The organism is Lonsdalea quercina subsp. quercina (assembly GCF_000688655.1).
Classification (GTDB): domain Bacteria; phylum Pseudomonadota; class Gammaproteobacteria; order Enterobacterales; family Enterobacteriaceae; genus Lonsdalea; species Lonsdalea quercina.
In genome coordinates this window covers 137,863-151,741 of record NZ_JIBO01000015.1, presented here as the reverse complement: position 1 = coordinate 151,741, position 13,879 = coordinate 137,863, and the positions used below count along the sequence as shown (strand labels likewise).

The 13,879-nt window shown below is 55.6% G+C and carries 10 protein-coding genes; 3 read left to right on the top strand and 7 right to left on the bottom strand.

The features are described from left to right. Window positions 1–8: 8 nt before the first annotated feature. The 3 genes from argG to exaC form a co-directional block, all read right to left on the bottom strand. The gene (argG, locus tag RZ35_RS13915) at window positions 9–1,361 is read right to left on the bottom strand and encodes an argininosuccinate synthase (protein ID WP_026743865.1); all 1,353 of its coding nucleotides are present in this window, start codon (window positions 1,359–1,361) and stop codon (window positions 9–11) included. A 349-nt stretch (window positions 1,362–1,710) separates the two neighbouring features. Next, window positions 1,711–2,703, bottom strand: coding sequence for an acyltransferase (locus tag RZ35_RS13910; RefSeq protein WP_026743864.1), 993 nt, complete (start codon window positions 2,701–2,703; stop codon window positions 1,711–1,713). A gap of 146 nt (window positions 2,704–2,849) precedes the next feature. After that, window positions 2,850–4,400: an acetaldehyde dehydrogenase ExaC gene (exaC, locus tag RZ35_RS13905; RefSeq protein WP_026743863.1), complete on the bottom strand. Its 1,551-nt coding sequence runs from the start codon at window positions 4,398–4,400 to the stop codon at window positions 2,850–2,852. 337 nt (window positions 4,401–4,737) lie between these two features. Here exaC and fdhD point away from each other — a divergent pair, with 337 nt between their 5' ends. From fdhD to RZ35_RS13890, 3 genes are all read left to right on the top strand, one after another. Next, entirely contained in the window at window positions 4,738–5,565 is an 828-nt protein-coding gene (gene fdhD / locus RZ35_RS13900; RefSeq protein ID WP_026743862.1) for a formate dehydrogenase accessory sulfurtransferase FdhD, read from the top strand. Window positions 5,566–5,776: 211 nt separating this feature from the next. Beyond that, complete coding sequence (gene sodA, locus RZ35_RS13895) at window positions 5,777–6,403, top strand: superoxide dismutase [Mn] (RefSeq protein WP_026743861.1); 627 nt, start codon at window positions 5,777–5,779, stop codon at window positions 6,401–6,403. Between the two features lie 282 nt (window positions 6,404–6,685). After that, window positions 6,686–8,578 (top strand): methyl-accepting chemotaxis protein, encoded by a 1,893-nt coding sequence (locus RZ35_RS13890; RefSeq protein ID WP_081825730.1) that lies wholly within the window; start codon window positions 6,686–6,688, stop codon window positions 8,576–8,578. Between the two features lie 76 nt (window positions 8,579–8,654). Here RZ35_RS13890 and RZ35_RS13885 read toward each other — a convergent pair whose 3' ends face one another. From RZ35_RS13885 to RZ35_RS13870, 4 genes are all read right to left on the bottom strand, one after another. Continuing rightward, window positions 8,655–9,365 carry a DUF3053 domain-containing protein gene (locus RZ35_RS13885; protein WP_026743860.1) on the bottom strand — a complete coding sequence of 237 codons (711 nt, stop codon included), beginning with the start codon at window positions 9,363–9,365 and terminating at the stop codon, window positions 8,655–8,657. 227 nt (window positions 9,366–9,592) lie between these two features. Next, window positions 9,593–11,662 carry a glycine--tRNA ligase subunit beta gene (gene glyS / locus RZ35_RS13880; RefSeq protein WP_026743859.1) on the bottom strand — a complete coding sequence of 690 codons (2,070 nt, stop codon included), beginning with the start codon at window positions 11,660–11,662 and terminating at the stop codon, window positions 9,593–9,595. A gap of 6 nt (window positions 11,663–11,668) precedes the next feature. Further along, on the bottom strand, window positions 11,669–12,583 hold the full coding sequence (gene glyQ, locus RZ35_RS13875; RefSeq protein WP_026738508.1) for a glycine--tRNA ligase subunit alpha: 915 nt from the start codon (window positions 12,581–12,583) through the stop codon (window positions 11,669–11,671). A 263-nt stretch (window positions 12,584–12,846) separates the two neighbouring features. Further along, window positions 12,847–13,653 (bottom strand): sulfite exporter TauE/SafE family protein, encoded by an 807-nt coding sequence (locus RZ35_RS13870; RefSeq protein WP_026743858.1) that lies wholly within the window; start codon window positions 13,651–13,653, stop codon window positions 12,847–12,849. Between the last annotated feature and the right edge of the window lie 226 nt (window positions 13,654–13,879).

The window sequence follows — 13,879 nt, the reverse complement described above, 5'->3', positions numbered from 1 at the left end:
TCCGCCGATTATTTTTTGTTTTTGTCCTGCAAGAGTTCACCGCTTTCCACCTGCGGCACACCGGCGTTGCCCGTAATCAACAAACCGCTTTCCATGTAGCTGAACAGCTTTTCACGCGTGTCGGTGATGTCCAAATTACGCATGGTCAGTTGGCCGATGCGGTCATCCGGTGAAAAGACCGAGTCGCCTTTTTCCATCGTCAGACGCTCAGCCTTGTAGGTCAGATTATCAGACACGGTATTGAGATAAGAGAAGTCGTTGCCGCGACGCAGCTCAACGGTGACCTCGCCGGTGATTTCACGGGCGACCCAACGCTGGAGCGCATCACGCAGCATCAGCGCCTGCGGATCGAACCAACGTCCCTGATACAGCAGGCGCCCCAACTGACGGCCGTGAGCATGATACTGCTCGATGGTGTCTTCATTGTGGATCCCGGTGACCAGACGCTCGTAGGCGAGGTGCAGCAGCGCCATTCCAGGCGCTTCATAGATGCCCCGGCTTTTCGCTTCGATGATGCGGTTTTCAATCTGATCGCTCATCCCAAGACCGTGACGGCCGCCGATGCGGTTGGCTTCCAGCATCAGTTCGACGTCGTCAGCGAAGGTTTTGCCGTTCAGCGCGACCGGATGCCCTTGTTCAAAGCGGATGGTGACCTCTTCCGCGGGCACTTTCACGTTTTCGTCCCAGAACTTGACGCCCATGATCGGATTAACGATTTTCAGGCTGGAGTTGAGGAACTCCAGGTCCTTCGCCTCGTGTGTCGCGCCCAGCATGTTGGAGTCGGTGGAATAAGCTTTTTCCGCCGACATTTTGTAGCTGAAGCCCGCCTCGGCCATAAACTCAGACATCTCCTGACGGCCGCCCAGTTCATTGATGAAGTCAGTATCGAGCCAGGGTTTGTAGATTTGCAGTTCCGCGTTGGTCAGCAGGCCATAGCGATAAAAACGCTCGATGTCGTTGCCTTTATAGGTGCTGCCGTCGCCCCAGATATTCACGCCGTCTTCTTTCATCGCGGCTACCAGCATGGTGCCGGTCACGGCGCGGCCCAGCGGCGTGGTATTGAAGTAGGTCATACCAGCGGTAGTGTTATGGAAAGCACCACACTGGATCGCGGCGATACCCTCTGCGACCAGCTGCTTGCGGCAGTCGATCAGACGCGCGTTTTCCGCGCCATACTCCTTGGCGTGACGAGGGATTGCGTCATAGTCCTCTTCGTCCGGCTGACCCAGGTTCGCAGTGTAAGCATAAGGCACCGCGCCTTTTTTACGCATCCACAGCAACGCGGCGCTGGTGTCCAGCCCACCGGAGAAAGCGATGCCGATACGTTGACCAACCGGAAGATGCTTCAAAATCGTCGTCATAACAATTAATCCCTGCTCGAGTTAGATGACATTGAGTGTAACCACTCCAACGCCGAATTACGTAGGTTACGTCGCGCTATATTGGACAAAATGCAGAAGAAGATCGCGGCGCTTCACGCGGTCGACGGCATTTTACCCGCGCACTCCATAATGAATATTTATGCAGAATATGTGATTTATAATTTAAACATCTTTTCAGTCGGACAGGAAGAGACTCGTTAGAATTTCGACAAAAAATTGAATCTGGACTTGCACCAGTTTTACGGCGAGGCGTCAGCATGGAAAAAGCGGCGCTGCTGGCTGGCTTCTCTTCGGCGCGCCGGCTGCGCCAGGCTCAGTCGCGTCAGGCCTAGCTCACCAGTCGGCGACGGTCGATGCGCTGTAGCCCCAACGAAAACAGCAGGCCTATCCCCAGCGCCATCGTAAAGACGTAAAAAATATCCGCCACCGGGGCGCTTTCGAGCGCCAGTTGATGCGTGCGCAAATAGTGGATTACCAGTGCGTGAACGCCGTAAATCGCCAGCGAATGGCGTGCTATCAGCGTCAATACCGGCAAAGGCGCCGCGTTGAGGTAGTATTTTCCACTGACCAATAAACCGGAGGCAGCCACGAACACCAGCGGTCCGCAGTAGAGATAATAGGTCTGATCGAAGTCGCCGTTGATGAGCGTCAGATGGCGTGTCCCGAGCGTCACCAGCGCTGTTCCTAACACAAAGACGCCGAACGCCGCGCGCGCCGCCCAGCGAGGGATCGTCATCATCCCGACGATCCTGCCGGTAATGGCGTACAGCAGGTAATAGATAGTATCGCCGAACATATACAGGTTCACCGGCAGCATCAGATGCTGACCGTTCATCAGCGCGGGCATATTGGGATTGGCGACCACCGCCAGCAGTACGATCGCCGCCGTCAGCGCATAACCCGACGCCTGACGCACTTTAATCAGCGGAGAAAACAGGTAAATGATGGTGATGGCATAGAAGAACCACAGGTGATAAAACACGGGTTTTTGCAGGCTGTCTCGGAGCGCCAGCCACGGATTGATGGGAGTGAGCCACGCCATATAACACAGCGCCAACAGGCTGTAGAACAGGAGACAGCAGCCGATGCGCAGATAGTGTTTACGCTGAGCTTGTCGCTCTCCAAAAAAGAGGTAGCCTGAAATCATGAAAAATAACGGCACGCAGACGCGAGAAGCGGAATCCAGCAGATTGGCGACGTCCCAATAGACCTTCCCCACCGCACTGCCATCGGTGACATACCCTGCGGCGCTGTGGACCATCACCACCATCAAGCACGCTATCGCCCGCAGGTTATCCACCCAGCCGATCCTGTCGGTCATCCACGCCCTCGCCCTATTTTTATACAATAATAAACAGCTTATAGGCTGCCCCGCAGCAACTCAATGTGATTACGGGGAAATGTGGGCAGATAAACAACAGGGCCGCCGAGGCAGCCCTGTGCACTTAACGTCGCACCCTTTGTTGCCTAGAACAGCCCCATGGGTTTGTCGGAGTAGCTGACCAACAGGCATTTGGTCTGCTGATAATGTTCCAGCATCATTTTGTGGTTTTCCCGCCCAATGCCGGACTGTTTGTAACCGCCGAACGCGGCATGCGCCGGATAGGCATGGTAGCAGTTGGTCCAGACTCGTCCGGCCTGAATGCCGCGTCCCATGCGGTAAGTGATGTTCGCATTACGGCTCCATACGCCCGCGCCCAGACCATAGGGGGAGTCGTTGGCGATTTCCAATGCGTCATCCAGCGTTTTGAACGTCGTCACCGCCAGCACGGGCCCGAAGATCTCTTCCTGGAAGACCCGCATATTGTTTTTGCCCTGCAACACCGTCGGCTCCAGATAGTAGCCCTCGGTCAGATCGCCGTTCAGCGACTTGCGACGTCCGCCGGTCAGCACCTGTGCGCCCTCTTGCTTGCCAATGTCGATGTAGTTGAGGATGGTATCCAGCTGTCCGGAAGACACCTGCGCGCCCATCATGGTATTGGCGTCCAGCGGGTTGCCGACGCGGATGGATTCCACCCGTTTGATGGCGCGCTCCATAAAGCGCTCGTAGATAGACTCCTGTACCAGCGCCCGACTCGGACAGGTACAGACTTCGCCCTGATTAAAGGCGAACAGAGAGAACCCTTCCAGCACTTTGTCGAAGAAGCTGTCTTCTTTGTCCATGACGTCGGCAAAGAAGATATTGGGGGATTTTCCGCCCAGCTCCAGCGTCACCGGAATGACGTTCTTCGCCGCATAGCCCATGATCTGCTGGCCGACTTCAGTCGAGCCGGTAAAGGCGACCTTGGCGATCCGCGGCGACGTCGCCAGATACTCGCCGATCTGTCCGCCCGCGCCGTTAACCACGTTGATCACGCCCGGCGGCAGCAGATCCTGAATCATCTCCATCATCAACAGGACGGATAGCGGAGTCAGCTTTGCAGGCTTCAGTACGATGCAGTTGCCCGCCGCCAGCGCCGGCGCCATTTTCCAGCACGCCATCAGCAGCGGAAAGTTCCATGGAATGATCTGCCCGACCACGCCGAGCGGCTCGTGAAAATGGTAGGCCACGGTGTCGTGATCGATTTCGCTGATCGCGCCTTCCTGCGCCCGGATACAGGCGGCGAAGTAGCGGAAGTGATCGATGCCGAGAGGGACGTCGGCATTGCGGGTTTCGCGGATCGGTTTGCCGTTATCCCAGGTTTCGGCGTTCGCCAGCAGATCGATATTTTCTTCCATGCGATCGGCAATACGGTTCAGGATCTGCGCGCGTTCGGCAGCCGACAGCGCGGCCCAGCCGGCTTTGGCTTTATGCGCAGCATCCAGCGCCAAATCCACGTCGCGGGTATTTGAGCTGGCCACTTCGCATAGCGGTTTCCCCGTAACGGGCGTCAGGTTGACATAATATTCGCCGCTGGAAGGAGGAACCCAGGTGCCGCCGATAAAGTTTTCGTAACGTTTTTTCAGGCTGACATCGAAGCCGTAGGCTCCAGGCGAAACACGGCTTGAGCTAGAGTTGGAAGAAGTGTCATAGGTCATTTCTGTCTCCTTTGTATGCTGATGCTGCGGACTGAGCGCGGTATTAGCAGTGACGACGCCCGGCCACCCGATACAGAATGGTAGGTTTACCTAAACAGAAAATTATTGGACCCATCCTAGAGGATGTTAATCAATTGTGATAGCTGCAACCGGTCTGAAAAACGCTGGGATTCGATTCAGCGCTCAGTTTTAGACAACGACCGGAACCCAATTAGAAACGACGCATCCGATGATGCCACGCCTATTCGTCGCCCTGCGAAAGGCGATAACAGTCGCATCTCGCCGCGCGCGGTGAAATACTCATTCATGACGTCACACTAGGACCGCAGGAGTACGGGTGAAAAACGACCATTCTCAGCGTGAAGATACGCAGGCTCCCTTAATCGGGGCCAGTCAGCGCACCATCTGGCATCAGGATGCGTTGGCGAAGCCTCGTCGCGACTGGCTGGCGGAAGAGGTGCCGGTAGCCCTGGTCTACAACGGCATATCACACGTGGTGATGATGGCCTCGCCCAAAGATCTGGAAGCATTCGCGCTGGGTTTTTCCCTGTCGGAAGGCATTATTCAGTCACCGAAGGACATCTACGGCATCGACGTCGTGCCAGCCTGTCACGGCATCGAAGTTCAGATTGAGCTTTCCAGCCGTCGCTTTGCCGGGCTGAAAGCCAGACGGCGCGCCATGGAAGGCCGCACCGGCTGCGGCGTCTGCGGCGTCGAGCAGTTGGAGGAGATCGGCAGGCCGATAGCGCCGCTCCCCTTCACCCAGACGTTTTCACTGTCGCGGCTGGCGTCCGCACTGGCCCGGTTGCCCGATATTCAGCTTGTCGGACAACGGACCGGCTGTACCCATGCCGCCGCGTGGATTTCGCCGGAAGGCTCGCTGTTAGGTGGCTGTGAAGATGTCGGCCGACACGTCGCGCTGGATAAACTGCTGGGGNTGCGCGCTCGTCAGCCCTGGCAGCAAGGCGCAGCGTTGGTGTCCAGCCGCGCCAGCTATGAAATGGTGCAAAAATCCGCGCTTTGCGGCGNGGAAATTCTCTTCGCCGTCTCCGCCGCCACCGCGCTGGCCGTCGACGTCGCTCAACGCAGTCAGCTCACCCTGGTGGGATTTTGTCGGCCGGGGCGCGCGACGGTCTACACCCATCCCCAGCGCCTGCGCGACTAACCGCTTAGACCAATTGGTTGTTAGGCCCAACTATTCTCTTATAAGTGACTGTTGAAAAAGGATTAAAATCAGAGCGGAACGGCAGAAAGCCAAGAATAACCATTTTCAATATCATTTAATTAACTATAATGAACTTCATGCTTACGCGGGACTAACAAACCAAGTGCCGCTCCATCAATATCAATGCACGCCAACTATGGAGATGCAAAATATGAGTTACACACTGCCATCCCTGCCCTATGCCTATGACGCACTGGAACCGCATTTCGACAAGCAAACGATGGAAATCCATCACAGCAAACATCACCAGACCTACGTCAACAACAGCAACGCCGCGTTAGAATCTCTGCCGGAATTCGCGAAACTGTCTCCGGAAGAGCTGATCACCAAACTGGATCAGGTCCCGGCTGATAAGAAAACGGCGCTGCGCAACAACGTGGGCGGCCATGCTAACCACAGCCTGTTCTGGAAAGGCCTGAAGCTGAACACCACGCTAACCGGCGATCTGAAAACCGCCATCGAACGCGNTTTCGGCAGCGTTGACGCCTTCAAAGAAACTTTTGAGAAAGCAGCGGCAACGCGTTTCGGTTCCGGCTGGGCCTGGCTGGTGCTGAAAGACGACGGCAAACTGGCGGTGGTTTCAACGGCTAACCAGGATAGCCCGCTGATGGGTGAAGCCATCTCCGGCGCATCCGGCTACCCGATCATCGCTCTTGATGTGTGGGAACATGCCTACTACCTGAAATTCCAGAACCGCCGCCCGGATTACATCAAAGCGTTCTGGAGTGTCGTCAACTGGGACGAAGCCGCAAAACGCTTTGCAGAAGCAAAAAAATAATCCGCCAGACAGATAGCCTGCCCCGCTAAGCGCGAGCTTATGCCTCAACCCGGAATAACCTTAATTATTCCGGGTTTTTTATTTCCGCATTTCATCCCTCAATACCGAAGTAAGCAGTAAAGCTTTTCTTTACCATGCCGATAATTTTCTCGAGTCCTCTTTGATTATTTTCCCCCATCCTGTACTGGCCGGGGGAGATATTCTTCTGGCTAAAAAAAATAGCAAATCAACACATTAGGGATCTCCCTTAATGACTGAGTTCATTAATAATGGAAGAGTAAAATGGCGATTAAAATAGAAAATATAAAGGTAGGTAAGAAGTTAGGATTAGGCTTCTCTCTAATTTTAGCGCTGACCCTCCTTATAGCTGCGGTTGGGATGATGTACATCGGGACGCTGAAGGATCGCTTCGATAAAGCGACTTTTAGCGCCCAAATCAACGATGAAGTCAATCAAGCCCGCTATTATCGCGTTCTCTACAGCGCAGGGTACAACCCCGATGCCATTAAAAACAATGGCAAACATATTAACAATATCGTCAATTTAGTCAGCGAAGCGAAAAATAAGTCCTGGTATTTAGATTACCAAGACCGCTTAGAAAAAATATCTGATGCCATAGTCGAATATCAGAAGAAACAAAAAGATTATGTGGATGCTGTAAATAAAAAAGATCAGGTAAGACAAAGTTGGAATATTTCAGACACGCAAACCGCATTAAATGCGTTTGAACAACAGACTAAAAATGAGGGTAATTTTCCGCTTCAACTTCAATTAGCCGATCTGGATCTAAAACTCACCTACATCCGCTACCAGGCCCGCGGCCTGCTGCTCGCTCTGAATGAGGATGCGGAGAAACCGCTTATCGCCGCAGTGGAAGACACCGAACAAACGCTAAACCAGTTGCTTCATTCGCTGCCCGTAGAACGTCAATCACAGCTGACGCCGATCCTCACATCGCTGTCGAGCTACAAATCTGAGGTGCTGGCCTACCTTCCAGCTTACCGGGAGGAGCTGAAACAAGTTGATTTGCTCGGCGTTCAGGCCAATAACCTGATTTCACAGATCACCGGCATGGTGGAGAACGAAACTCACGCGACCCAAAAAGATATCAACGAAGCCACGCTGTGGCTGTCTTTGACGTCACTGGTCACGCTGCTGCTCGGCATCGGCATCGCCCTGTATATCTCTCGCCAGATTACACAGCCCCTAAACCAGACCGTGGGTATCGCCGAAAGCATTGCTGCCGGCGACCTGACCATGCCAATCACCACGAGCCGTCGCGACGAACTTGGGATGCTGCTGAGTTCTATGGCGAAGATGAAAGCCAATCTGCACAACATCATTGACGATATCCGTCTGGGCGTCAGCCAGATCAACACCGCCGCCCGCGAAATTGTCGCAGGCAATGACGATCTCTCTTCCCGCACGGAGTCTCAGGCGGCCGCCGTGGAAGAAACCGCCGCCAGCATGGAACAGCTGACGTCGACCGTGAAACAGAACGCCGGCAACGCCCATCACGCCAATAAACTGGTGCTGGACGCCACCCAGACCGCGCAGTCCGGCGGCAAACTGGTGGAAGAAGTGGTCAAGACCATGTCTGAAATAGAAGGCAGCTCGAAACGCATTGCTGAAATCNCTTCCGTGATCAACGGCATCGCTTTCCAGACGAATATTTTGGCGCTCAACGCCGCGGTCGAAGCCGCTCGCGCCGGTGAACAAGGCAGAGGATTCGCCGTGGTCGCCGGCGAAGTGCGTAATCTGGCGCAACGCAGTTCTCAAGCGGCGAAAGAGATTGAAGGGCTGATCTCCACCTCCGTGAATCAGGTCGGGCACGGCGCGAGACTGGTGAACGATGCAGGGAAAACGATGCACGACATCGTGACGTCGGTCACGCACGTCCATGACATCATGGGCGAAATTACGGTTGCTTCGGATGAGCAAAGCCGTGGGATTGCGCAGGTTAATGAAGCCATCGTGGATATGGACAGCAGCACACAGCAGAATGCCGCGTTAGTTCAGGAGTCCACCGCCGCCGCCAGCTCGCTTGAAGAGCAGGCGATTGTGTTGTCCAACGCCATTGCGGTCTTCCGTCTCTCCAGTACGCAGGATCGGGAAAACAATGGGCAGCAGGCGCTGACCAGCGATCATGCACAGCAGCTGACCTACAACCCGTAACATCACGCTCCGGCGACGCCGGAAGCGCAAGTCACTTCGACGGGCTAAGAGAAACTTCTCAGCCCGTCATTTACACCTAACGCACGGCAATCAGCGGTTGCGCCTTCAAGATCGTCGCCAGATTCTGCTGCTGCGAAGAAAGCTGAGTCATCATGCCGTTGTATTGGTCGACCTGCGCCTGCGTCTGGAACTGCACGCCATTGCCGTTGAACGTCACCTGAGCGCCCTGCGTTTGCAAATAGTCGCCGACCTGCACCAACGTCTGCGCAAAGGAAAGACTGACCGGCACCACCGCAGCAACGGCCGTCGCTGGCTTCGTCACCACACGCTCATACACCCGGTTATAAACCGCCTGAACGTCTTCCGGCTGCTTCAGCGCGCGCCGGGCGTTGTCCGCCTGCACTTTGGCGGTCTGCGTCTGCTGACTGAGCAGATTCAAAGCGCCGGTACTTTGACGCAGATTTTCCCGCTCAGTCAGGTAATCCTGCGGCACGCGAATGCGTGCGACCTGCTCCAGCATCGGCGTTAAGCTGCCCGCCAGCGCCTGATCCAACTGCTGACTAAAGCCCGTCAGAATCGCGTAATCCTGCGCATAACGACCGAAACTCTGCTTTTGCTGGTCCGTCAATCCCGGCAGCTGACGCCCCGGTTCCTGTTCCACACCCTGCAAGAATGCGTTGAACGCCTGGCGCTGCTCTTTGTCTTTATCACCACAGGCCGCTAGTTGCAGCGTCATCAAAACCATAATCACCGGCATCAGCCAGCGCGAACGGATATCCGCCAACATATCTACTACTCCTGTTTTTGTTTCGCCGTCTTGCTCATAGAAGGTTCCCCTGATAAGCATAGCCGAACGGCTTTCCCGCAAGATAAAAAACAGCGCGCAAAATCTGGCTGTTCTCCTCGTAGAGGCTGCGGTGAGATACCGCAACGCAGCCCATGTCACACTCAACCGCACCCACCTAAAAAAACAGGGCCATCAAGGCCCTGTCGTCATACAGCGAGCACCCATTCTTACTGCAACACCGAAATGTCCGCCACTTTCAGGAACAGGTTACGCAGTTCGTTGAGCAGCGTCAGGCGGNTAATTCGCACCTCCTGCTCTTCCGCGTTCACCATAACCTTGTCGAAGAAGCTATCCACCGGCTCACGCAGCTGCGCCAGCTCAACCAGCGCTTCCTGATAACGCCCTTCAGCGAACCACGGGGCCAGTTTACTGTTCAATGCGGTCACGTAGGTCGCCAGCTGAATCTCTTCTTTTTCCTTCAGCAGCGCGGCCTGCACGCTGTCATTCAGGCTTTCGGTCGACTTCGCCAGAATGTTGGACACGCGTTTGTTGGCTGCCGCCAACGCAACCGCCTGTTCCAGCGTGCGGAAGTGACTGACGGCCTTCACGCGGGCATCGAAGTCGGCCGGACGGGTCGGACGACGCGCCAGCACTGCCTGAATGGTATCTATCGTATGACCCTCTTCCTGATACCAGGCGCGGAAACGGCCCAACATGAATTCAATCACGTCATCAACGACATTGGCGTTAGTCAGCTTGTCGCCATACAGACGCACGGCTTCTTCCGTTAGCGTCTGTAGATCCAGCGGTAGCTGTTTCTCTACGATGATGCGCAGAGCGCCCAGCGCGGCGCGGCGCAGCGCGAACGGATCTTTATCGCCTTTCGGATGCTGACCAATGCCGAAGATCCCAGCGAGGGTATCCATTTTGTCAGCGATAGCTAACGCACACGCAACCGGAGATGAAGGCAAATCGTCGCCAGCGAAACGTGGCTGATATTGCTCGTTCAAGGCGACTGCGACATCTTCGTCTTCACCGTCATGACGCGCATAGTGCATGCCCATGACGCCCTGCGTATCGGTGAATTCGAACACCATGTTGGTCATCAGATCGCATTTGGACAGCAGGCCCGCACGCGTTGCATGATTGACGTCGGCGCCAATCTGCTCCGCCACCCATCCGGCCAGCGCCTGAATGCGGTCGGTTTTATCGCGCAGAGAACCCAACTGCTGCTGGAACAGAACGGTTTCCAGACGCGGAAGATGGTCTTCAAGACGTTTTTTACGGTCGGTATTGAAGAAGAATTCGGCATCCGCCAGACGCGGACGCACCNCTTTTTCGTTACCCGCAATAATCTGCTGCGGATCTTTCGACTCGATATTGGCTACGAAGATGAAGTGCGGCAACAGCTTGCCCGCGTCATCGTAAACCGGGAAATATTTCTGGTCGCCTTTCATGGTATACACCAGCGCTTCCGCAGGCACGTCCAGGAATTTTTCTTCGAACGTCGCCGTTAGCACCACCGGCCATTCGACCAAAGACGCCACTTCTTCCAGCAGGCTTTCGCTCAGATCGGCTTTTCCGCCAATCTTCTGCGCGGCCTGTTCCGCATCGCGTTTGATCATCGCTTTACGCGCTTCGTAGTCTGCAACCACTTTGCCGCGTTCGAGCAAAATTTCAGGATAGTGATCGGCATTGTCGATGGTGAATTCGGCTTCGCCCATGAAGCGGTGCCCGCGCAGCGTGCGAGCAGATTCGATGCCCAGCACGGTGCCGGGGATCAGCTCGTCACCCAACAGCATCGTCACGGTGTGAACCGGACGGACGAACTGCACGTCTGAATTGCCCCAGCGCATCAGTTTCGGGATCGGCAGNTTGCCGAGCGCCACGCTCACCATGCCCGGCAGCAACGTTTGCGCCGCCTGGCCTTTGACCTGCGCACGGAACAGCAGCCATTCACCCTTGTCGGTGGTCAGTCGTTCGGCCTGATCGACGGTAATACCGCAACCACGCGCCCATCCTTCGGCCGCCTTAGTCGGCTGACCGCTGGCGTCGAACGCCTGCGAGATGGCTGGCCCGCGTTTTTCAACTTCACGATCCGGTTGAGACGCGCTAAGCGCGGTCACCTTGAGCGCCAGACGACGCGGCGCGGCGAACCAGTTCACCGCCTGGTAGGTCAGGCCTGCCGCATCCAGTTCAGCGCTGAAATTGGCGGCAAAAGATTGCGCTAGCTGACGGAGAGCCTTCGGCGGCAGCTCTTCCGTGCCGATTTCCACCAAAAAAGTTTTATCAGTCATGGCCTGTTAGCTCTCTTTTCTATTACACATCGGGAAGCCCAGCGCCTCGCGGGAGGCGTAGTAGGCTTCGGCTACCGCTTTGGTCAGCGTGCGAATGCGCAAAATGTAACGCTGACGTTCGGTAACGGAAATCGCCTTGCGCGCGTCCAGCAGGTTGAAGCTGTGGGCGGCTTTCAGAATACGTTCGTAGGCAGGCAGCGGCAGCGGGTTTTCCAGCGCCAGCAATTCCTGAGCCTCTTTTTCATACTGCGCAAAGCAGGTAAAGAGGAAATCGACGTCGGCATGTTCGAAGTTGTAGGTCGACTGTTCCACTTCATTCTGATGAAACACGTCGCCGTAGGTGGTTTTGCCGAGAGGCCCGTCGCTCCAGACCAGATCGTAGACGCTGTCCACGCCCTGGATATACATCGCCAGACGCTCCAGCCCGTAGGTGATCTCACCCGTGACCGGTTTGCATTCCAGACCGCCCACTTGCTGGAAGTAAGTGAACTGCGTCACTTCCATGCCGTTCAGCCACACTTCCCAACCCAGACCCCAGGCGCCCAGCGTCGGGTTTTCCCAGTTGTCTTCAACGAAGCGAATATCGTGGATCGTGGGGTCAAGACCCAGCGCCTTCAGCGAGCCGAGATACAACTCCTGAATGTTCTCCGGCGAAGGCTTGATGATCACCTGGAACTGATAGTAGTGCTGCAGACGGTTGGGGTTTTCGCCGTAGCGTCCATCGGTAGGACGACGTGACGGCTGGACATAGGCGGCGGCAATCGGCTCTGGGCCGAGCGCCCGCAGGCAGGTCATGGGGTGAGAGGTTCCCGCGCCAACTTCCATGTCCAACGGTTGAACAATGGTACAGCCCTGGCGCGCCCAATAATCCTGTAACGTCAGGATGAGGCCCTGGAAGGTCTTGGTATCAAACTTTTGCATTTGGATTCGCACGCGATACAAGTGGATTGACAATGAATGCGCCAGTATACCCTCTGAGTGCAAGATATACAGCCGGAATGCGGCAACAAGTTCATATCCGGACGAATTTACCATGCGGGGCGGGACGCGGTTTTTCAGCCCGAACGCGACGGCAATCCGGGCCAAAACCCATAGTTTCCGATCGGACTGCGGAAAGGGCTTACGGCATTCGCCGCCGTCCCTCACTCCCGCCAATCAATGCGAAACGGGCGGGAAGCAGAACGTTAACCGAAAAACACCGTTTGCAGCATTTTCAGGCTCAGCAACAGCAGCAGCGCCGCAAAAATCTTTCTCAGCGTCGCGACCGGCAGACGGTGCGCCAGTCGAGCGCCGACCGGCGCCGTGAAGAAACTCACCAGCGAGATCATCAGCACGGCGGGNAGCGATACGTAGCCCAGGCTATACTGCGGCAGTCCGGGGGCATCCCAACCATTGACCATATAACCCAACGCACCTGCCAGCGCGATCGGCAGCCCAACCGCCGCCGACGTACCAATTGCCTGCTGAATACGCACATTGCACCAGGTCAGAAACGGCACCGTCAGCGAACCGCCGCCAATCGCCACCAGCGCCGAAATACCGCCAATGCCAAGCCCCGCCAGCGAGGTTCCGACCGTGCCGGGCAGTTGACGATTGGGTTTTGGCTTGAAGTTCGTCACCATCTGAAACGCGATATAGGCCATAAAGCAGGAAAAGAAGATCGCCAGCGCCTGAGTCGGCAATAATGCGGCCAGCCAGGTGGCGCAGAATGTGCCCACCAGAATTCCCGGCGTAATACGCCAAACGACCGGCCACAACACGGCCTGATGCTGATGATGCGTGCGCAGACTGGACACGGCGGTAATCACGATGGAGGCCATCGACGTTCCCAATGCCAGATGGACCAGATGCTCGTTTTGTACGCCCTGTGCAGCAAACATGGCGGTCAATATCGGCACCATGATGCCGCCGCCGCCAATACCTAATAATCCCGCCATAAATCCAACGACGGCACCAAGCGCCAGATAAGCGATAATCCACTCTACAGCCATCCCTTCACCCCTGACATAGAATATTTTTGATTAATAGTTTTTAAATTTCAATGAAATACAGTAGCCACGGACGGATTGCCGCTTTCAGTCAGGCCCTGATGATACCGCTGGCTAAATCAGCCCCTTAAACTGCATACGACGGATTCCGCATTAGAGATTAAGTCAGGCGCTAACCGCCGCCAATACCCAATAGGTTCTGTTGCGCAGTCAGCCAATTCAACGGTAT

Bases quoted from the DNA above. Each gene is read 5' to 3' on its own strand.
- glyQ (WP_026738508.1), bottom strand. From the start codon at position 12,583: ATGCAAAAGTTTGATACCAAGACCTTCCAGGGCCTCATCCTGACGTTA.
- RZ35_RS13910 (WP_026743864.1), bottom strand. From the start codon at position 2,703: ATGACCGACAGGATCGGCTGGGTGGATAACCTGCGGGCGATAGCGTGC.
- exaC (WP_026743863.1), bottom strand. From the start codon at position 4,400: ATGACCTATGACACTTCTTCCAACTCTAGCTCAAGCCGTGTTTCGCCT.
- RZ35_RS13885 (WP_026743860.1), bottom strand. From the start codon at position 9,365: ATGTTGGCGGATATCCGTTCGCGCTGGCTGATGCCGGTGATTATGGTT.
- argG (WP_026743865.1), bottom strand. From the start codon at position 1,361: ATGACGACGATTTTGAAGCATCTTCCGGTTGGTCAACGTATCGGCATC.